The sequence below is a fragment of the Butyrivibrio sp. genome, from assembly GCF_024699075.1.
On the sequence record NZ_JAILQF010000171.1, the window covers coordinates 1 to 20199 of the forward strand.

At 37.3% G+C, this 20199-nt stretch carries 19 protein-coding genes and 1 pseudogene; 2 read left to right on the forward strand and 18 right to left on the reverse strand.

Translation table 11 applies throughout. From position 1 onward, the window contains the following. The 11 genes and pseudogenes from K6G87_RS06680 to K6G87_RS06725 all read right to left on the reverse strand — a co-directional run. Positions 1–995: CobW family GTP-binding protein (locus K6G87_RS06680; RefSeq protein ID WP_296835197.1), on the reverse strand; the 995-nt coding region annotated here is incomplete at its 3' end. A gap of 288 nt (positions 996–1283) precedes the next feature. Next, complete coding sequence (locus K6G87_RS06685) at positions 1284–1691, reverse strand: Fur family transcriptional regulator (RefSeq protein WP_296835199.1); 408 nt, start codon at positions 1689–1691, stop codon at positions 1284–1286. Further along, complete coding sequence (locus tag K6G87_RS06690) at positions 1675–2880, reverse strand: glycosyltransferase 87 family protein (RefSeq protein WP_296835201.1); 1206 nt, start codon at positions 2878–2880, stop codon at positions 1675–1677. The genes K6G87_RS06685 and K6G87_RS06690 overlap by 17 nt, the downstream gene beginning before the upstream one ends. 475 nt (positions 2881–3355) lie before the next feature. Further along, a complete protein-coding gene (locus K6G87_RS06695) occupies positions 3356–6511 on the reverse strand; it encodes an EAL domain-containing protein (RefSeq protein WP_296835203.1) in 3156 nt (1051 codons plus the stop codon). Between the two features lie 209 nt (positions 6512–6720). Then, positions 6721–7209: a ferritin gene (locus tag K6G87_RS06700; protein WP_296835205.1), complete on the reverse strand. Its 489-nt coding sequence runs from the start codon at positions 7207–7209 to the stop codon at positions 6721–6723. Positions 7210–7238: 29 nt separating this feature from the next. Then, positions 7239–7610, reverse strand: a complete 372-nt coding sequence (locus K6G87_RS06705) for a desulfoferrodoxin family protein (RefSeq protein WP_296835207.1) — start codon at positions 7608–7610, stop codon at positions 7239–7241. A 24-nt stretch (positions 7611–7634) separates the two neighbouring features. After that, positions 7635–8558 carry a rubrerythrin gene (gene rbr / locus K6G87_RS20060; RefSeq protein ID WP_442863366.1) on the reverse strand — a complete coding sequence of 308 codons (924 nt, stop codon included), beginning with the start codon at positions 8556–8558 and terminating at the stop codon, positions 7635–7637. A gap of 102 nt (positions 8559–8660) precedes the next feature. Further along, positions 8661–8819: pseudogene (locus K6G87_RS20065) on the reverse strand (4Fe-4S binding protein); the annotation flags it as partial. 2 nt (positions 8820–8821) lie between these two features. Continuing rightward, positions 8822–9454 (reverse strand): rubredoxin-like domain-containing protein, encoded by a 633-nt coding sequence (locus K6G87_RS06715; RefSeq protein ID WP_296835211.1) that lies wholly within the window; start codon positions 9452–9454, stop codon positions 8822–8824. Positions 9455–9732: 278 nt separating this feature from the next. Continuing rightward, positions 9733–10527: a PrsW family glutamic-type intramembrane protease gene (locus K6G87_RS06720; protein WP_296835213.1), complete on the reverse strand. Its 795-nt coding sequence runs from the start codon at positions 10525–10527 to the stop codon at positions 9733–9735. 209 nt (positions 10528–10736) lie between these two features. Then, positions 10737–10886, reverse strand: coding sequence for a hypothetical protein (locus K6G87_RS06725; RefSeq protein ID WP_296835215.1), 150 nt, complete (start codon positions 10884–10886; stop codon positions 10737–10739). 50 nt (positions 10887–10936) lie between these two features. On the opposite strand from K6G87_RS06725, the gene K6G87_RS06730 reads away from it, so the two are divergent. Further along, positions 10937–11923: a GGDEF domain-containing protein gene (locus K6G87_RS06730; RefSeq protein ID WP_296835217.1), complete on the forward strand. Its 987-nt coding sequence runs from the start codon at positions 10937–10939 to the stop codon at positions 11921–11923. A 79-nt stretch (positions 11924–12002) separates the two neighbouring features. On the opposite strand, the gene bcp is transcribed toward K6G87_RS06730, so the two are convergent. The 5 genes from bcp to K6G87_RS06755 all read right to left on the reverse strand — a co-directional run bounded on the left by bcp (position 12003) and on the right by K6G87_RS06755 (position 17391). Then, complete coding sequence (gene bcp, locus K6G87_RS06735; protein WP_296835219.1) at positions 12003–12455, reverse strand: thioredoxin-dependent thiol peroxidase; 453 nt, start codon at positions 12453–12455, stop codon at positions 12003–12005. A gap of 69 nt (positions 12456–12524) precedes the next feature. Beyond that, complete coding sequence (locus tag K6G87_RS06740; protein ID WP_296835221.1) at positions 12525–13976, reverse strand: cobyric acid synthase; 1452 nt, start codon at positions 13974–13976, stop codon at positions 12525–12527. A 254-nt stretch (positions 13977–14230) separates the two neighbouring features. Then, positions 14231–14830 carry a hypothetical protein gene (locus K6G87_RS06745; protein ID WP_296835223.1) on the reverse strand — a complete coding sequence of 200 codons (600 nt, stop codon included), beginning with the start codon at positions 14828–14830 and terminating at the stop codon, positions 14231–14233. Positions 14831–14939: 109 nt separating this feature from the next. Next, positions 14940–15668 carry a WG repeat-containing protein gene (locus K6G87_RS06750; RefSeq protein WP_296835225.1) on the reverse strand — a complete coding sequence of 243 codons (729 nt, stop codon included), beginning with the start codon at positions 15666–15668 and terminating at the stop codon, positions 14940–14942. 319 nt (positions 15669–15987) lie between these two features. Further along, positions 15988–17391 (reverse strand): aldehyde dehydrogenase family protein, encoded by a 1404-nt coding sequence (locus K6G87_RS06755; protein ID WP_296835227.1) that lies wholly within the window; start codon positions 17389–17391, stop codon positions 15988–15990. Between the two features lie 417 nt (positions 17392–17808). Between K6G87_RS06755 and K6G87_RS06760 the strand changes: the two genes are divergently transcribed. Continuing rightward, a complete protein-coding gene (locus K6G87_RS06760; protein ID WP_296835229.1) occupies positions 17809–18858 on the forward strand; it encodes an ATP-binding protein in 1050 nt (349 codons plus the stop codon). 314 nt (positions 18859–19172) lie between these two features. Here the strand turns inward: K6G87_RS06760 and K6G87_RS06765 are convergent, their stop codons facing one another. Beyond that, the gene (locus tag K6G87_RS06765) at positions 19173–19904 is read right to left on the reverse strand and encodes a hypothetical protein (protein WP_296835231.1); all 732 of its coding nucleotides are present in this window, start codon (positions 19902–19904) and stop codon (positions 19173–19175) included. Positions 19905–19930: 26 nt separating this feature from the next. Then, a partial coding sequence (locus K6G87_RS06770) for a hypothetical protein (protein WP_296835233.1) occupies positions 19931–20199 on the reverse strand: 269 nt, incomplete at its 5' end.

Genomic DNA, 20199 nt, shown 5'->3' on the forward strand with positions numbered 1-20199 from the left:
TTAAGATCAGGGAAGTCCTTAACTACAGGTGCAAGCTCTTCTTCAGGCCATGCGCTTACCCACTCAGAAAGTTCTGTTATGGAAGCATTTCTTCCTGCCTGTTCGAAAAGCTGAACATGTTCCCAGTCATCAGAAAACCAGATATATCCTTTGGATCTTATAAGCTGCTCAGGATACTCATCAACGAATTTATTAAATTTCTCTCTGTTAAAAGGCTTTTTTTCTTCAAATACAAATGAAGAAATACCATATTCATCCATGCAGGCTTTCTCATCATCATGCTCGCATTTATTAAGGGCCTTCTGAACTGCGCTATAAGCTTCAACTTCTTCAAAGTCAAAATCGTCTCTGTCAAGGATGACGTCAAGATCTACATCGCCATGCTGACAAGTTATCATCTGCGCTTCCTGCTGAATATTTCTAAGGCCTTTCTTGACCTCCTCAAGCTGGTCGCTATCTAAAAGATCTGTTTTATTAAGGATCATAAGATTACAGAACTCTATCTGGTCCATGATAAGATTTATGATATCTCCATCATCTGTGTCATCATCAAGATTAAAACTATGCAAAAATTCACGATAAATCCTGTCAACGTCAACAACAGATACAACTGTTTTAAGATATACTCTGGTATTTTCTGACATTTCCTGATAATTAACAAATGCTCCTGCGATTGATGAAGGCTCACTTATTCCGGAAGCCTCTACAAATATTGCTTCAATACTCTTATCCTGTGACAATCTCTCGATTTCTGCCATAAATTCATCACGAAGAGTGCAGCATATGCAGCCATTTTGCATCTCAACCATTTCAATCTGAGTAACGGTATTACCATTCTTTTTAAGTATAGATGCGTCTATATTTATACTACCCATATCGTTAACTATAAGCGCTATTTTTCTCTTCTCCTGCTTAAGGATATTCTGCATAAGGGTTGTCTTACCGGAACCAAGATACCCTGTAATTATTACTATCGGTACTTCTTTCTTTGTCATTGCTTTTTCTCCTGTCTGGCTTAAATACTCCAGTATAAAATAATGCTTAATAATAGTTATCCCGCCTGGCCGCTCATAATTTATTGGCAAACAATTGCAACACAGTCGCAAATTATTATATACTCACAGTTTTCTGCCGTCAATACTTTTGCTACACTGTTGCATTTTTGTTTTCCTTTCGGTATTATTGCTTTTTCCAGCATACAAAAATCACCTGAGCACTTATACTCAGGTGATTTTTGTCAGGTAAGTCATTCCTCAAAGGATGACTCACACATGATTTATGATTTATTTTTTTTTGCATGACTTGCATGTGCACATGATCACGGTTTTGCCATAATCTATTTCAATTCCATACTCTTTTTGAAGTTTGGCGGCAGCCTGCTTCATAATACTATTATCTATATGAAATATCCTGCCACATACTGTGCACTGGGCATGCATATGTTCATGGCACGAACCATGCCCTTCAGAATACTGATAACAGGTTGCATTGGTATCAGATTCCTTATATTTAACAAGGTACCCCTCCTTGGATAAGCGCTCCAGATTGCGGTATATGGTCGACCTATCAAGCTCTGCTCCGTCTGCATTAATTGCATTTAAAATATCCCTTGCCGTAAATCTGGTATCAGCATTTTCTTTTAAATACTCTATTATTGCATTCCTTGATTTAGTTTTATATTCGCTTTTCATATCCACGCCTCAAATCTTCTTTAGATAACATAAGGTTAATGTATACTGCTCCTATTAAGTATACTCCAAAGTTGAGCCAGGACAAATCTCTTATGTTAGCAGTTGAGTAGAAGAGGAAATTGCCATATGTAGCCATTGTAATGCAATTAAGTATTACGATAACAGGGAACATCTTATAATCCATAAATACAAGAATTATTCCCAGCATCTCCACCATATATGCGTACCTGTCATGCATAGACGGAAGGAACATAACGCACGTAAAGCTAAGAAGATATGCGATCATTATAAATTTATGAGCATCAATCTCAATCTTCTTGTGAACCCATAAATATATATACATTAGAATGACAAAAACAGTTGTAAGTACCATAAGACTGTTCATGGTCTCGTAGCTACTGTATTTTTCATCTCTAAAAAAGATATACCAGAAGGTAGGATAATTGCTGGCTGTTACAGGCCAGTTCCCTGTCTGTCCAATATATACTCTGAATGTATCAAGTATATCTCTGCCTGCTAATATTGAAGGAATAGCAGAAATTTCCATAATAAGAGGTATTATAAGAAAATGAAATATAGAATACCTTTGCTTATAAAAATAATAGAAAAGGTAAAATGGCAATATGAATACAGCCTGCAATTTAAAGGAAAAAGCAAGTCCAAGAAGTACAAATGATAAGATGAATCTGGACTTATATAAACACAATAAAGATATTATTACAAAGAAAACATATATTGAATCGCACTGACCCCACACCGCAGAATTGGAGATGACAAGTGGTGACATTATTACTATGGTGAAAGCCAGGTAAGCATTGACCTTTTTATTATGATCTGTAAGCTCATAGACAAACCTTGCAACAACTATTCCAAGCAGATAATCAAAGATCATACTAAGAAGCTTATAGCTTGTCATTGCGCCCCATGGAAGGTAGGTCATAAGGGCGATTATTGTCATGTATAGAAAATTGTAATTGCAGTTTGGAATAGGTGTACCAAGGCCTTTAAGACCGCCTCTTGCCTTGAGCTCATCATACCAATTGATCAGAAACGTATTAATATCATAATTGGAATTATCTGCTCTTACGTCAAAACGTATCACAAGGCTTATTAATACTACAATTATCAAATAAATTTTATCAATATTGCTGTGGACATAATCAAGAACTTTCTTTTCGAATCTACTCAAATATCTTTCTTCCTTTCGAGACTTATTATTGTGATTGGTTTAAGAAATATAGCGCCTCCGATAAAAATCCTAAAAAAAAGAGACCCTTACAAGAATACCGAATAAATCGATACTCTTGTAAAAGTCTCGCTGTCATCCGAAGCTTCGGACAGGCCGGGTATAAGTTCTACCTTAGTCGTACCTGAACACAGACATAAATAAAACCGACGTCTGTAGCTACTCCCTTTCACAATTAAATATAATTTAACATATTAAATAATTATGGTCAAGTTGTGCTATTATCTATAAATCTCTAAAAATCCCAAAACATACTTTGCAAAAACCAAACTTAAAAAACCAAAACCACACTTTAAAAAAGCCAAAACCACACTTTACAAAAAGCCAAAAACACACTTTAAAAAAGCCAAAAACACACTTTACAAAAAATGACATCATCTGGCGTTTCTTACCAGATGATGTCACAAATACTTCAGTTTTATTTTGCACTTTCCTTCAGATATTTCTTGTTTTCATACATTTTCTGATCAGCCTTTTTAAATACAGTCGCTACATCTTCCTCATTATCATATTTGGCCATTCCGCAAGCTATAACTATCTCGTCATTAGTAATTGCATCTTTATTATAGTCAGCAATTGATTTTACAAGTTCCTCGCTCCTGCTATAATCTTCATCCTGCGAGATAACAACGAATTCATCACCGCCAACGCGGAACACTGGACTTCTTTTGAAAGTCTTACAGATTATCTCACAAGCATCACAAATAGCCTTATCTCCTGCCTCATGTCCTTTGGTATCGTTGATCAGTTTTAAATTATTTACGTCCATTACAACTATTGCAAATTCAGGCTGACGATGTTCAAGAATTCGCTGATTCATCAGCTTTTCTCTTTCTTTATATGCATTCTTGTTCTTAATACCTGTTAGAGCATCTATTTCAGCCATGCTCTGAACCATGGCAAGCTTTTCTACATACTCGCGCTTAATGCGCATTGCATCCGTAACATCCTGACACAAGCCTAAGAGGCAGTCTCTTCCTGTATCATCCAAAAAGCGAAGCTTGGTAGTCTGAAACTGCCTCATATTACCGGCAGCATCAGGGACATCTTCATAGAATATATACGGCTTATCCATAGACAGAGCCTTCTTATCATCTTCTGTAAAATGAACCGCTGTCTGCTCATCAAATATATCGAAATCAGTAAGTCCTACTACTTTTTCAGGACTATCCTTATGAGCATACTCAGCAAAAGCCAGATTACATGCTATATATTTTCTCGTTATAACATCTTTTGAAAAAGTCATAGCTGGCATATTTGCAAGTAGATCTGATACAGATTTCTTAAGCTTTCCAACTTCCTTGCTTATAACGGCTTCTTCTTTAAGACGGGCATTTTCCTTCTTTAACTTGCCGATATCATCTGTCAGCATATTGACTTTTTGCTCATTACCTATGCCATCATTACCTATCTGGTTATCCGATGAAGAAAGAACAACTACCATAACTGCAGATACTTTAGTTACAGGATTAACAGCAATTCTCCATGTAAGAAGCTGTATTACTCTGCCATCCGGTGTCATATCATCTATTATTACTCTCTTGCCATCCTTGGCGCATTTTAAAATAGTATTTAAAGAATATGCGCCCGGCTTATCCAAATATTCATTTACATTGAATTTTTTATTTCTATATGATTCAGGAAAAAATTTTTTTATATACTTTTTGAATGACATGTTCGCCTTTACAACAGAAACCAAATCATCCTTGTACTCTAACATGACCATAGGCCAAGTATTGAAATATTCTTCTATTCTTGTCTCTTCTACATTGGTAATAGAAAGGTTATACAGATTAACCTTTCCAAGCTTGGCATAATACTGAGATTCATCTGGATTTTCAAATCCAATCTGAACTCCTTTTTCATATCTTTCAAGAATTTCATCATAATTAACAGGCTTGCAAAAATAGTAGCCCTGAAGCATAGTACATCCTATGTCATTTAAAAATTCTGCCTGTTCCTTGGTCTCTACTCCCTCAGCTACAGTATCAAGGCCAAGTGCCATTGCCATTCTTACTGTCTCTGTAAGGACAATTCTTGCCTTTTCATTATTTTCAAGCTGTCTTACAAAAAGCATATCGATCTTAATAAGGTCAAATGGCACATTTTGAAGGATAACAGGTGAAGAATATCCACTTCCGTAATCATCCATCCATACGCTAAAACCGAGCTCTTTAAAGCTTTTGATCTGCTTTATCATATAGTCTATATCATTGGCAACTATACTTTCAGTAATCTCAATTACAATCTTACTTCTTGGAATACTGGTACTGTCTACTCGTTTTCTTATCTCTTCTACAATATCGCAGGTATAGAAATCGCTTCTTGAAAGATTAACAGAAACAGGTACAATATGAAGGCCTCTTTGTCCCTGATCTTCCATCTTTTTAAGAGCGCGTTCCAGGATATAAAGATCAAGCTTATAGATAGTATTTGTCTCTTCAAGCGCCGGAATAAATGCAACCGGACTTAAAATTCCTTCCTTTGGATCAACCCATCTGGCAAGAACTTCTTCATGGCAGACTTTACCATTGGCAGTTCTAACTATTGGCTGGTAATAATCCCTGATCCAGCCTTCTTTAATAGCTCTGTCTATGTTTTCAACTACATACTGCTTATCTTCAATAGCAGCCATCATTTTGGGATCAAATATATATATATCATCAGCATAGTTATTTCTACCTGAATCACAGGCAACCTTAGCTCTGTCACAGGCTCCGCTTATACTGATATTTTCGTCATCATACACATATATACCGATTCTAAGGGACATCTTACTGTCATATCCCTTTTCTTTATTATATTCTACAAGCATTGATGTACACTTGTAGGCATTTTCTTCATCTGTAAATATACAAAAATGGTCAGCGTTAAATCTGCTGCAGTTTTCCTGGCTGAATATTTCAATTATTTTGTTAGCAAAATCTTTTAACAGACGGTCACCTTCCGGAAGGCCGTATTTCTGATTATAAACCTTCATTCCATTATAATCAGTATATATGATCGCAGGAATCTTTCCTTTACTTCGAATATCATTACAGCCTTCTTCAGCAAGTTCCAAAAAGTATGACATGGCAGGAAGACCTGTAAGATAGTCATATACATACTTGTTGCTAAAGCTTCTTTCAACAAGCTGCCTTTTGACAAGATTTAATACAAAATCCTTTTCCTTTTTTCCATTATCAATAAATTCACCCTGATCCGTATACCAGATGAGAGCAAGTTTTACGTCATTTTCCTTATAAATATGTTTGCCACATGCATGGATTATCCTATAGACACCGTCCTTTTTGGACCTGTAGATCACATCATAAGAGCCGCCTTCAGTAGCAAAGCGGTATGCTTCATCACCAAGTAACGCAATATCATCAGGATGAACATCGCGATACATATTGTTATCCATAAAGTTATAAGCCTCTTCTTTGGACAGATTCTCAATCCCAAAGAGCTCATAAAAGCCTTTTGAAAGGACTATTGTCACAACCCTTTTATTGATAAACTGGTATATCGCAAATGGAAAATCACTTTTTTCCAAAAGCTCCTGTTCCTTATCACTATACTTGTACTTTTCCAAAAGAACCCCTCCTAATGGACAAAGATTTTATATACCCTACACCAAGCTATAATATGTACCCGAGCTTAATTAATAAAGATTATGATACTATTTTATCGGATTAACGATATTAAATATTTTTATTTCTTAATTATTAGTTTATACCATCATGCTATAACAAAGCAAATGCCCGAAATATTGACTATCTCGGGCATTGCATATTCATAATTTTATCCCTTACGGCTACCTACTTCCTTATCCAGAAGATAAAGGCTCTTACAATCATCTCCAAGCATTTCGATCTTTACAACCATATCCTTGGAGTTTCTCTCCTCTTCTTCCTGCTCTGTAATGAACCAGTTAAGGAAAAGCTGAGTCCTGTAATCCTTGGCTTCTATAGCCGCATCCATGATCTTTTCGATCTCACCTGTAATGTAGTGTTCATGCTTATCTGCTTCTTTTGCTGCTGCAAGAGGTGTCTTTAGATTAACCTTTACCTTTGCAATCTGATCAAGTGATACATCCTCATCATTATCAAGCAGATAATCATAAATCTTCATTGCATGCTCTTGCTCTTCCTGTGCCTGTACCTTATACCATGAGGCAAATCCCGGAAGATTTATCTTCGTAAAAAACTTGGAAATACCAAGATAAAGATATGCTGAGAAAAATTCCTTATTAACCTGTGCATTAAGTAGGTCAACAACTTTTTTATTCATCGCTTATCTCCTTTACCAGCTTAAAATTATTACTCTGACTTCCAAAGTCCGTGGAGATTGCAATATGCATATGCTGCAACTACAGAATCATCAGCTGAAAGCTCGAACTCTGCGCAAGGCTTATCTTCTGGCTTAAGCACCTTTCTCTGTTCACCCTTTGTTGTCTCAATTGCGATCCACTCGATATAATGCTCAGGAGTCATAGGATGCTCAACTGATCCAACCATAACTGTAACCTTATTGCCTTCAACCTTACATACAGGAACGTGTTTTTCAACTGCGCCATCTGATGTTCCGGGAACCAGTTCTTTCATTTTCTGGCCACAACATGACATTGGAGCGCCTGACTCTTTGATCATCTCTACGAAATTGCCACAAACTTCACATACGAAAAATTTCATAACAGGTTACCTCCTTAGGCTGAATTAATAGTTTTCTTTGCGAACTTCAAAGAATGACTGTGGGTGCTTACATACAGGACATACTTCAGGAGCTTCAAGTCCTACAACAACATGTCCGCAATTGCGGCATTCCCACATAGTTACGCCGCTCTTTTTAAATACTTCCATAGCTTCTACATTCTTAAGAAGAGCACGATATCTTTCTTCGTGAAGCTTCTCTATTGCAGCAACTCCTCTGAACTGTTCTGCCAGTTCATGGAATCCTTCCTCATCAGCATCTTTGGCCATTCTGTCATACATATCTGTCCATTCATAGTTCTCGCCTTCAGCTGCATGTTTGAGGTTTAACTCAGTATCGCCAAGTTCTCCAAGAGCCTTGAACCATAACTTAGCATGTTCCTTTTCATTATCAGCTGTCTTTAAGAACAGAGCTGCGATCTGCTCATAGCCAGCCTTCTTTGCAACAGAAGCAAAATAAGTATACTTATTTCTTGCCTGAGATTCTCCTGCAAAAGCTTCCCAAAGATTCTTCTCGGTCTTAGTACCTGCATAAGGGTTACCCGTCTTAGGTTCTTCAATCTTTTCGAACTTACTTGCAGGCTGTTTGCATACAGGACACTCTTCCGGCGGCTGATCGCCTTCATGAATGTAACCACAAACTGTACATCTCCACTTTGTCATAGTCTTGTCTCCTTTTCCTTTTATTGAATCTTTTTCATTGTTTGGTACTAGTTCAAGTAGCTTTTGAGCCACATCTATTGGGAAATCAGATGTAGGAGGATTTTCTATAAGTTCCTCTAACAGCTCATGTGAATTCCCGCTTTGCGGAAGCATGAAGCCTGCCTCTCTTTCAATATCTTCCGCTATAAGCCTCTCTGATCTTGCTATTGCATCCATAAGTCTCTTAAGACCATTTTGTTCAGTAGCACCAGCTATCTGCTTTGCCATTACTTCTCCGTCAGACTTACTTTGTGTAAGCTTATTAAGTATGGCTTTAACTTCATCCGTCTTTGGCTGCTGCGAAGGAAGTACTACCGGCACAAGGCTTATAGCACCGCTTGGGCAAGCCTTGGCGCATACTCCACAGCCAACACATTTATCTATATCTATAATACTGTCTTCTGTATCAGTCGCTCCGTATGGGCAAACATAAAGGCACAGACAATCTTTGGTACAAAGTCTCAGATTCCTATAAGCTTTAAATTCCATCCTTATGCCCTCCCTTCTATTTTTTCAAATTTAAATGGAGGTACCTTGCATACAGGACACACTTCCGGAGGCTGATCGCCAATATATACAAAACCGCATACTGTACATATCCATATATCGGTATTTGCGAGCATTTCCTCACCCTCTTTTAGATATCTGTTTACTAAAGATGAGAGCATTCTTGTAACTTTCTCGCCCCATACACATATTCTTGCAGCTCCTCTGTCACTATTTTGATCAGCAACAGCTCTTACGTCAGGATAATTGTCTATATCTTCCTGTAATAACTGAGATATATTCTCAACTGTAGCATCATTTACAGGTGGAGTTATCCTGGTAAAATAATCTGCAAGCTCTGTAAAAAGTCTGGATTCTTCCTGCTTGTACTGCTTTTCACAGCCCCTTGCAAGATTAGAACATATACAGGCAAGCTGTCCTGCAGAAAGCTTTTTAAGATCAGCATCTTCTGTGTTTACAGTAACAGGACCAGTCTCCTTTTTGACTTCTTCTGCCTTAAAATCCGACTTGGAAGCGCCGCACAGAGGGCATTTCCAATCATCCGGGAGTTTATCAAACGGAATATTCTCTTTGTCTTCATCGTAGACATATCCGCAGATCTGGCATATGTAGCGCATATTTACCTCCTTACCTGTTTGCTGTCTCGCAGGGATGTGCTCATATTCGAGCCATATATGATCTCGCGGTCACATATACGATATTATTAGTTACTAATATCTTTTTACTGTTATTATAATTACTATATTTTGGATATAAATGTATAATATTGGGATACAAGCCCGAGTATTTTTGTCACTTTTATATAGACAATAATTTTATGTTATCACTATATAGATACATTATACACGAAAAAAGAGCTGAATCTCAGCTCTTTTTATTTCTTTTATACGGTTAATTAATTAACCATCTTTTTAAGGAGCATAAGCTTATAATCTATATTGATCTCTTCATTTAACAGGTTATTTTTGCTGCATTTGGATACCTGTCTGAAAGTCATGATAACAAGTACAAAGAATATTATAAATGTTGTAAGAATTCCCAAAGTGCAAATGATAATTCCAAGATACACCGGGTCCATATTGGTAGCAGTTTCAGAAGTAGTCATAAGATCAAGTCTGTCAAATATTATTGAAAGCGCAAACGGGATTCCATCAAATATGGTATGAAGTACTATGGGGCCTACAAGAGACAGAACATGATATGTCCATTTATTCGTATTTTTGGCTTTTCCATAGTAATAGCCCATAACTGCTCCGAAAAGTAAATGGCATGGCAGAAATACTCTTATCAAGGTTCCAAGGCCGCCTTCAAGAGAATATAGAATATCCTCGCCAATTGTAAAGCCAAGAGCTACAACAGATGATGCAATGACTGCATCGAGCCTTGTCACAACCTGCTTTTTATTTAAAGCTGCAATACGGAACATGCTATATTTACTTATTTCTTCAATAAGTGCTGCTGAAAGAAGGGCAGTAATCATGCCTTTAAGGAAAGGATTATCTATTTGTATAAAACCATCTTCCCAGAATACAATTCCAAGTACAGCGGCAAGTGCAAGCGCCAGAAAGCCAAGTCCTATAAGTTCTGCTATATAAAGCCTGGAGAACTTCTCTCCGCATTTATGTCTTATGAGCCATGCGATCATAAATGAAACAGCAATTACCTGAATAGCACCTACTACTAAAATCATCTTTTCCATCCTCCTAAAGATCTTAGACACATTAAATTTGACATTGCCATGGTACCAAAACGAATATCACACTAATGTCACAGACCTAAAAGCGGAATTATATTATAGGAGGATGGCAAATTTTTAGACGACGTCAACTCCTTAGATGATGTTACTTTCTGGCAATGGTACCTTCTTAGATTATGGTACCTTCTTAGATTATGATACTTTCAAGCTATGTTCACCTTTTCAAGTATTATTCCTGAAGCTGATCCAAGACCTGTGCCAAATACTAAAGCCAGGATAAAGCATATCATGACATCTGTACAAGACTTGGACTTTCTGACAGTGAATTTGATATTTATTATATGATCGTTCATTTTTTCTTATAGTAGTTATCGGCTTTGTTATCAGCATTGTCACGGCTACTATGACTATTTTTGAAGATTTAGGTCTATGGTCATATCTGATTGATTTTATTGCAAGCATACTCATCTTAATAATAGGCATATGGACAATTAAAACAGGTAATAAGCTTATAGGGCATATCGCTCTTCCTATAGTGCTTAACTGTATTATCATGCCGGCGTCTTATTGGGCCTGTGGCGGACTTAATACCGGAACCATATTGTATTTTGTAGTATCTCTCTTTACAATAGGAGTTCTCTTAACCGGAAAAGCGATGTATATAGTTTATCTCATTTGCTTTTTGGTACAGTCTATTTCAATATGGATTCCGCTCTTTTATCCGCAAATTATCATAGATAATACTATGCCTTCCGAAACTGCCTATATTATGGACTTTAATATAGCACTACTACTTACTTCTCTTGCTCTTCTTGGGATTACATCCATGATATATAGGGCTTATTACAAGGAGCGCGATAAGAATGAAAAGCTCATAGAACGTCTTAAATCTCTTTCGGAAAAAGATGAGCTGTCAGGCTTATACAACAGAAGAGAACTGTTTATAGTGCTTGAATACCTTTATAGCGAAAAAGAAGACAAGTATGTTCATCTGCAAAATGGTATTATGGCCATGTTCGACATAGATAATTTCAAAATACTCAATGACACCTATGGGCATCTGTTTGGTGATGAAGTTCTCAAGAAAATAGCGAGTGTCATACAAGGGCATCTTGATTCGGCCAAATACGAGATGGCTTTCAGGTATGGCGGAGAAGAGTTCGTATGCATTATGAACTCTGAAAAAAAGGAAGATGCCCTTGCACGAATTGATGACATAAGAAACAAAATTGAAAAGATTAAGTGGGAGGATCACCCTGATCTTACAGTTACTGTAAGTGGAGGAGCTGTACACTGCGCCGATTACGATAACTTTACCGATGCTCTCAAAGAAGTAGATGCGCTTCTGTATCAGGCCAAAAATAAGGGCAAAAACCACATAATCATGTAAGATAAACTCGTTACTATTCTTGCAATCTGATATCTTGGGTAACCTATAAAGGATTTTCTTATCTTAAAAATCTTATACGTTAAAGAATATCAAGCATATTTTGGGGATCATCAGCGGCCTTAACTTTATCGTTGGCTCTTACGATGATTCCTTTTTCGTCAATGAGGTAAGTTGTACGGACAACTCCCATATAGCTTTTACCATAATTCTTCTTTTCTTTCCATACGTCGTAAGCTTCTATTACCTTGTGATCCGGGTCTGAAAGAATGGTGAATTTGAGGTCATTTTTTTCCTCAAATTTCTTGTGCGAGGCTACGCTGTCTTTACTAATGCCAAGGACAACGGCTCCCTTTTCTGTAAACTGGGGATATCTTTCAGAAAAGCCGCATGCCTGCTTGGTACAGCCGGATGTATTATCCTTGGGGTAGAAGTATAATACCACCTTCTTGCCTTTATAATCTTTGAGTGAATGCATTGTCCCATTCTGATCGGGAAGTTCAAATGCAGGTGCCTTTGTTCCTACTTCAAGCATATTCGTATCCTCCTTTTGTACGTTGTCCGTTGTCATAGTTAAACTCGCAAAAGCTTCGCTTTTTGCTCGTTATATACTATAAATATAGTCCATGTTGAGATTGTCTCTGACTGTCTTAGCTAGCTTATCGTATTGCTGTTCTTTAAACGTTTTATAGTCCATGGTATTTTCAAGTTTTATGCCTTTAGCTTCTGCTAGCTTTTGTACTAATCTTAGAGCAGTATCTCCTTCATCAAAAATTCCATGAACATATGTTCCAAATATATTGCCATTTTGGATAGTTGTAACTTGATTGTCTGATTCATCTGTCGTTACGCCCATATGTATCTCATAGCCAGTATATTCATGATCTGATAAGGTCTCAAATATGCCACTCATCTTTGGGAAATGTCCCTGACACTGGCATCTGTTTTTCTTATCTTTAAGGACTGTCTTCGTATGTAAAAGGCTCATTCCTCTAATGCTTCCGCCTTCTTCGACATTATCAGGGTCGCTTATAACTTCTCCCAGCATCTGGAATCCGCCGCATATTCCTATTACGGGTGAATGTTCTGAAAAGCGCTTTACAAGAGCTTCCATTCCGGATGCACGCATCCATTTAAGGTCCGATATAGTATTTTTACTTCCTGGAAGTATTAAAAGGTCAGCTCCTTCAATATCTTTTGCCCTTGTTATGAATCTTACATTAACGCCTTCTATGCTTTCAAATGGTGCAGCGTCTGTAAAGTTCGATATTCTTGGAAATCTGATAACAGCGATGTCTATGGACTTTCCATCTTTATAGCTGTCATTATCAAGTCTTTCGCTAAGGCTGTCTTCATCATCTATAAGAAGTCTTGTATATGGAATTGTCCCTATTACAGGTACCTTGCCCATATTTTCAAGCATTTCTATTCCGGGATCAAGGAGGCTTTTATCCCCTCTGAATTTATTGATTATAAGGCCTTTGACTCTGGCTCTCTCATCAGGTTCAAGAAGCTGCAAAGTCCCAAGAAGCTGGGCGAATACTCCTCCCCTGTCTATGTCTCCAACAAGAAGTACAGGTGCATCTATAAGCTTTGCAAGTCCCATGTTAACAATATCATCAGCCTTAAGATTAATCTCTGCAGGGCTTCCGGCACCTTCTACTACTATGATATCTGCCTGCTTCTCAAGTTCATTAAAGGCCGCCAGGATATCCGGTATCAGCTTCTTTTTGTACTTAAAATATTCTCTTGCCGGCATGTTGCCAACAACTTCGCCATTAACTATAACCTGTGAGCCTGTATCAGTTGTGGGTTTTAACAAAATAGGGTTCATGTATACGGAAGGCTTTATGCCTGCGCATTCAGCCTGCATAGCCTGCGCTCTTCCAAGCTCTTTACCATCTTCTGTAACAAAAGAATTAAGGGCCATATTCTGAGACTTAAAAGGAGCAACTCTATATCCGTCTTGTTTGAATATACGGCACAGTGCACCAACCAAAAGGCTCTTGCCAACATTGGACATTGTACCTTGTATCATTATCACTTTAGTTTTCATAAATATATTATTATAAAAAAAAGGGCAGAATTCAACTGCTTTCAGGGTTTAACCAATAGAAAAAAAGCACCCCACCTATAAGCATTCGTAGGTTGGGATGAATTGCATTTTAAAAGAATCATGCCCCAATTCTTGAATCCTATACTTGAATTCAGAATTGCACATGATATGATTAATCCTGAATTATATTTCAGGATTAATTCTTATTAGGGAGACAGGTGCAATAATTGTATATTGTAATATGCGCATATCAGCTACTTGGTATTACTTTTAAAGGTATCCGCTTTTTTAATATTACATCCCCTAACGATCACCATTATCTCTCGAATCAAGAAAAGTATTATGGACCAAAAGATAAGCATACCGGAAGTATCATTTTCTCCTGCTATCAGTTTGGTAAAAGCAAATATCAATAATATTGTTATGATAATATTTAGTATGCTCCACACACGCGGCATGCCATCGCTATTATCTATTTTGCTGCTAACATAGTAATAATAGTAGGCAATAGAACTGACAACATATTCTATTATCATAGTGATCATGAAGAAATAAAAGTTATGCATTACCATATGCCTTGGGAATGGAACTGTTAGTACCAGATTACCTAAAAAGTCGATCATAAAAATCCATGACAAGATTTCAAAAGCCTTGATGCAGGCTTTAAAGTCTCGATTGGATGCATTTTCCCTATCAAAGGAATATGCCATATATTTACATATAAGTACACGAATAGGAGTCAGTGCATAGAGAAAGATACTGACTATCCCACGTCTATATGGAACAGCCATCTCTATGATAAATATAAATATCATCAAAAAGGAATAGTATATCATTTTCTTATTTATTGTCATCTTTAACCTCATGTCGCGAATGAAACGAGCGGCTAATGTTTCAAATTGATGGCGCTTACGACATCAATTTGGGTTTAAAATGGGACATTTTAAAACTTCTCTTCAAGTTTTATTTCTCCAAGGTGATATTGCCATAGATATCAACGGTCCCATGCACAGTGCCTTTCTCAGAATCATAATACTCTACTTTAAAAACACCATCTTTTTCTCTTGTGATATGATCACATTTGGGTTCAATGAGATATTCTCCCTTGGTATTGATGATTCCGTAACCTCTGGCACCTATGCCGGTTTCTTGGTACACAATAGCATAGCCATTGTCATCAAAATGCCATGCTCCCTGATATATTGGCGGAATTGCTATATCACCGTTCATATCTATATAGCCATAATTAAATGGGTAAAAACTATTAAAATCCGCCGGAATACCGAAAGTTGCATACCCTCCGGCAAAATTGTCGGCTAGTCTAAAACTGGTTGTAAAAAGCGGTGCATAAGGATAATCATCCACCATCCCTGCAGCTACAAATGTCGGATAATGATATATATTTTCATCAAAAACTATACTTGTAGCAAGCATATATAGAGAATATTTTCTGGGATTGTCTTTAAATCTCTTAGGATCCTTAAAGTATTTGCAATCAACAACTATATTGCCGTCCCTGTCAACATAATGTCCATTATAGTCCCAGGCAAGATCATTATCTATGTCGTACATAAGCTTTGGCGGCGTATTAAGTCTATTTAGAAATATTGATAATATAGCGGATGTTATTATAAGAATAAGCAAGATTACAAGCTGGATCTTGCTCTTTTTAAGATAGCTCCAAAATGACATGTCTCCCCTTCCCCCTCATTACTATCGCAATCAGTTATGTACTCAATATTCCCACTTAAACGTACCGGCATCCCCAAAGTCTTTACAAGTTTGAGTTATATACCTGATGCGTATCTATTTAATTATACACAGAAACTATTCTCTTACAATATAGTCTGCATAACATACTCTCTGTGCAAACTGCTAGCTACAAAAATACCCCTATTACTATATCTTATACGACATAGTCACAGGGGCATTCAAAAAAGCTAATACCTAAAAAATCAAACTGTTACCTCATAAAAAGCTTATCTCATAAAGGAGCTCGTCCTTAACAAGTTCACTTTTCAAACAATCTGATAAGTCCAAGCTTAATCCCCTTATAGGGGTGTTCCCTTAGTGGCAGGTTGAATCTTGTACTCCCTACAAGGACAGTTGTAGGATGTGTGAATTCCATAAATCCCCACTTGCCGTGATATGCTCCCATGCCGGAGTGCCCTGTTCCACCAAAAGGCACGCCTTTGACCATCATATGAAGGCACACTTCGTTGATGCAGCCGCCTCCAAACTGCATAGTAGACATTACTTTCTGCGCCCAGTCGATATTCTCAGTGAAGATGTATAGGGCAAGTCCGTGATGCCTGGATTCGATAGTATCAAGGAGCTTGTCCACTTCGCTATCTTCGAAAGGCACGATAGGTAGAAGCGGATTAAAGAGCTCGTGATTGACTATAGGCTCGTCGTCCTTGACAGGATATATGATAGTTGGCTGGAATCTAAGGCTTAGCGGATCGCCCTTGCCGCCATAGATGACCCTGTCTTTATAAAGGTCGCATTCGGACTTACATTTGTCATAGGCGCTTTTTGTGATGAGGTGCGGATATTCGCTGTTTACAAGCGCATCATCGCCTATCTGGCGTTTGAACTCACCTTTTAATAATTCTATGAATCTGTCAGCAATTTCGCTGGCAACGGCAATCTGATTGATATTGATGCAGATCTGCCCGCTGTTGAGCATCTTGAAGAAGGCAATCTTTCTTGCAGCATCTTTGAGATTGGCATCTTTCCTGATAATGCACCAGTTCCCATTCTCGCCGCCCAGTTCCAAAGCTACAGGTGTCAGATTCTTAGACGCCATCTCCATAACATGCTTACCAACCTTTGGAGATCCGGTATAGAATATCTTATCGAACCCCGCTTCAAGGCACATATCTGCTACATCGTGGCCTCCATCTATCACTGCTACATATTTAGTAGGGAAAAAAGCTGCGACCACCTTCTTAAGAACCTGCGTAGAATATGAAGACTTAGAGCTTGCCTTGATAACAGCAGTATTGCCACCTGCAATAGCAGGTATCAGAACGCCAAGCGACAACGTAAACGGGAAGTTAAAAGGACTTATGATAAGCGTGTTACCATAAGGCATCTTGTAGACTTTGGTAATGATACTTGGGAAGCAGGTAAGACCGCTAAAATGAGTCTCAGGTTTAGCCCACTTTCTAAGCCCTTCTATAGTTTCATTAATCTCAAGGATTATAGTACCTATATCGCAGAAATAAGCTTCTGCGCCGTGTCGCCCAAGGTCCTTTGAAAGAGCATTTTTGATCTCATCTTCATATTGCATAACAGCGCATTTAAGCCTTTTGAGCTGTCTGATCCTGAATGACAGATCCAAAGTTTTTCCGGTTTTGAAGAATTTCTTTTGCTGATCCAATATGCCATTAATATATTCCTGTGTAATCATGGGCGTAAACCTCCATTAGAAAAGGAATTGTGAATTATTCTTAAAGACATTATATCAGATGGAAACTGTCGCAGAATACGGTGAGGTTTGAAATTGTGAAAAGATGAATATTTGACTGTTTACTCAGGATTTTTAGTGATACTATGCTGTTTATATGGGAAGTCTGCAAATTAATCATAATATCTAGTGTACTGACTCATTCATATTTAATCAAATTACTTGTCTATGAATTTATCTACTGCGTCATAAAATCTTGACAATGATTAATATAACTTTATTTACTTTTATATGATTATCTTGTGTTTGGTTGTTTTATATAATTTTATATAGTATTATATATTCATAGTAAATTATATTAGTTTATATAGAATTATATAGTTATTGTGCCATTATATAGATACATGAGGTTAACCATTTATGAACAATAGAAATCCATATACCATAAGCTTTGGTAAAGTCCCAACTAAATACCTGAGCAGAGCAAGCATTATAGACAGCATCGTTGAAGCTCTTGAAAGCGATATCCCTGATGAACAGGCCTTTAAACTAACAGGCATTCGTGGTACCGGTAAGACAGTAACTCTTACAAGCATTGAGAGACACTTCGATGATGAAAAAAACTGGGTTGTGATTGGAATCAGATCAGATTCTGATATCATAAGCGAACTTGTGTCCAGACTATATAGCAGCGTCCCGCTCATAACCAAATTTGTAGATGCCAACTTGAATCTATCAGCATTTGGCATAGGTATTAATGTCTCAAAAAAGAGCCCTGTTGCAAGTATAGATTATGCTCTCGAAATACTTCTTGCCGAACTAAATAAACACGGAAAGAGGCTTCTTGTTACTATAGATGAAGCCAGAAATACCAAGGGAATTATTGACTTCATTCAAGAATTTCAGATACTGATAAGGAAAGACCTTCCGATTTATACCGTTCTTGCCGGTCTATATGAAGATATAGAAAGTCTGGAAAACACAAAAGGTCTTACTTTCTTCCTGCGTGCAACAAAATTCGAAATGACACCTCTTAATATAACTTATATAAGAGACGATTATCAAAAGACTCTGGGAATCACCTTTGAAGAAGCTGAGAAAATGGCATATATAACGAAAGGCTACGCTTTTGCATATCAGACACTCGGAAAATATATGTGGGATTCAAAAGGAAAAACTTTGACAGCCGAAGTCTTACGACAATTCGATGATGTTCTGGCCCAGAAAGTATATTACAAAATATGGTCTGAACTTGCACCAAACGACCGCTGGTTCCTTAAATTTATAGCACAAAAGGATTCCATGACAGCAACTGATCTTCTGGAAATAACTAAAAAATCACATAGCCAATGGTCTGTTCCACGCAAAAGGCTGATTGAGAAGGGCGTCATTGATGCAAGACTTCGCGGAATTATCACGCTTAGACTTCCTAGATTCAAGGAATTCATAGATGCACAAATTGAGTTTTGATATCAAAAAAGGATTATGCTTGCAAAATCCTCGCGCGCGAGCGGTATTGCAAAGCAATTATATACATCTCCGCGAGCTGCGCATCCTCACGGAGTGTTTTTATATCATAGGAAAGCAATTTCCTATGATATAAAAAACTGCTCTGCCTCAATAGTAACAGGTAAGCAGCGATTTTATAACACAAAATCAGGATATAAGTCCGATACAGAAAACTTATATTGGCATATAGAAAAGTGCAATAAAATAGCCATATATCGCAGTTATTTGCCACGATATATGACTATTATTTTTAGTTATAATTATTTGGGTTACGATTATTTATCACTCTGCTTCTTGCCAAATCCGAAGTAAAGCTGTGTAATAATAAGTCCCGCTGCAATGATTATAATGAGATACTTATAAGTATAATCATAATCACCTGTAGAATAACGTCTCTCGCCAAGAACAGCTGCATCGTCTTTAGAAGCATCACGACTTGCTCCAAGTACATCAGGTTCATCTGTCATTGCAATTCTCTGATCAGAAATTGTTGACGTCGAATTAGAAGCTGTCTGTGATGTTTCAGATGCACTTGTCTGTGTTGTTTCCCCATTATTATCAGGCTGTGAAGGTGTATCATCTGTAGATGGTGCTGTATCTACTGTACGATCCTCATCTACTATTAATGTTTTTTCTGTATACTGTGCTGTATAATCCGCATCCATGGTTACAGCGACAATTTCTTTATCCCAATTATTGAAAAGATATACTTTTCTCTTGTTATCAGAGTTCCTTACAGGAGTAGTTTTTGTATATGAAGGCATATCTCCATATTTATAGCTTCCCTCATCAAGTACTGTTCCATCATAATTAAGGAATCTTACAGTATAACTGTTTCTGTCATAATAAAGCTTTATTACAAGACTGCCATCACCCTTAATAGTTGCAGAATCAAGTGATGATTCGAGAACTGTGCCTGCCTCTTTTTCTCTTGAATATGCTGCAGTTTTATCTTCATTATAGGTAAATCCGGTTATTTCTCTGTTACTGTAGTCTGAAACCACCACCAGAGTATCAGTTGTACCATTTGAAGTTACTGGGTTCCAATCTGTATCATATAATGATAGCCGTCATCACTAAGATTCTGAACATAATACTCAACTGTGTATTTTGTATCATTTTTAGGCGTCCATCTCGCAGTATAAGTTGTATTTTTGATTACTGCCTTGTTTTTTATCTGATCAGATGTAAGAATATTTCCATCTTCATCCTTCCAGCCTGAAAAATCATATCCATCTCTTTCAGGTTCAGGTACATTTGTTAATATGCTTCCTGACTTTAAGCCATTTTCGTAATGGAAAA

Excerpts from the sequence above, each read along its gene's own strand:
- K6G87_RS06715 (WP_296835211.1), bottom strand. The coding sequence starts at position 9,454 with ATGCGCTACATATGCCAGATCTGCGGATATGTCTACGATGAAGACAAA.
- K6G87_RS06750 (WP_296835225.1), bottom strand. The coding sequence starts at position 15,668 with ATGTCATTTTGGAGCTATCTTAAAAAGAGCAAGATCCAGCTTGTAATC.
- K6G87_RS06745 (WP_296835223.1), bottom strand. The coding sequence starts at position 14,830 with ATGACAATAAATAAGAAAATGATATACTATTCCTTTTTGATGATATTT.
- K6G87_RS06720 (WP_296835213.1), bottom strand. The coding sequence starts at position 10,527 with ATGATTTTAGTAGTAGGTGCTATTCAGGTAATTGCTGTTTCATTTATG.
- K6G87_RS06685 (WP_296835199.1), bottom strand. The coding sequence starts at position 1,691 with ATGAAAAGCGAATATAAAACTAAATCAAGGAATGCAATAATAGAGTAT.
- K6G87_RS06740 (WP_296835221.1), bottom strand. The coding sequence starts at position 13,976 with ATGAAAACTAAAGTGATAATGATACAAGGTACAATGTCCAATGTTGGC.
- K6G87_RS06725 (WP_296835215.1), bottom strand. The coding sequence starts at position 10,886 with ATGAACGATCATATAATAAATATCAAATTCACTGTCAGAAAGTCCAAG.
- K6G87_RS06700 (WP_296835205.1), bottom strand. The coding sequence starts at position 7,209 with ATGAATAAAAAAGTTGTTGACCTACTTAATGCACAGGTTAATAAGGAA.
- K6G87_RS06730 (WP_296835217.1), top strand. The coding sequence starts at position 10,937 with ATGACTATTTTTGAAGATTTAGGTCTATGGTCATATCTGATTGATTTT.
- K6G87_RS06705 (WP_296835207.1), bottom strand. The coding sequence starts at position 7,610 with ATGAAATTTTTCGTATGTGAAGTTTGTGGCAATTTCGTAGAGATGATC.
- K6G87_RS06760 (WP_296835229.1), top strand. The coding sequence starts at position 17,809 with ATGAACAATAGAAATCCATATACCATAAGCTTTGGTAAAGTCCCAACT.
- bcp (WP_296835219.1), bottom strand. The coding sequence starts at position 12,455 with ATGCTTGAAGTAGGAACAAAGGCACCTGCATTTGAACTTCCCGATCAG.
- K6G87_RS06755 (WP_296835227.1), bottom strand. The coding sequence starts at position 17,391 with ATGATTACACAGGAATATATTAATGGCATATTGGATCAGCAAAAGAAA.
- rbr (WP_442863366.1), bottom strand. The coding sequence starts at position 8,558 with ATGGCAAAGCAGATAGCTGGTGCTACTGAACAAAATGGTCTTAAGAGA.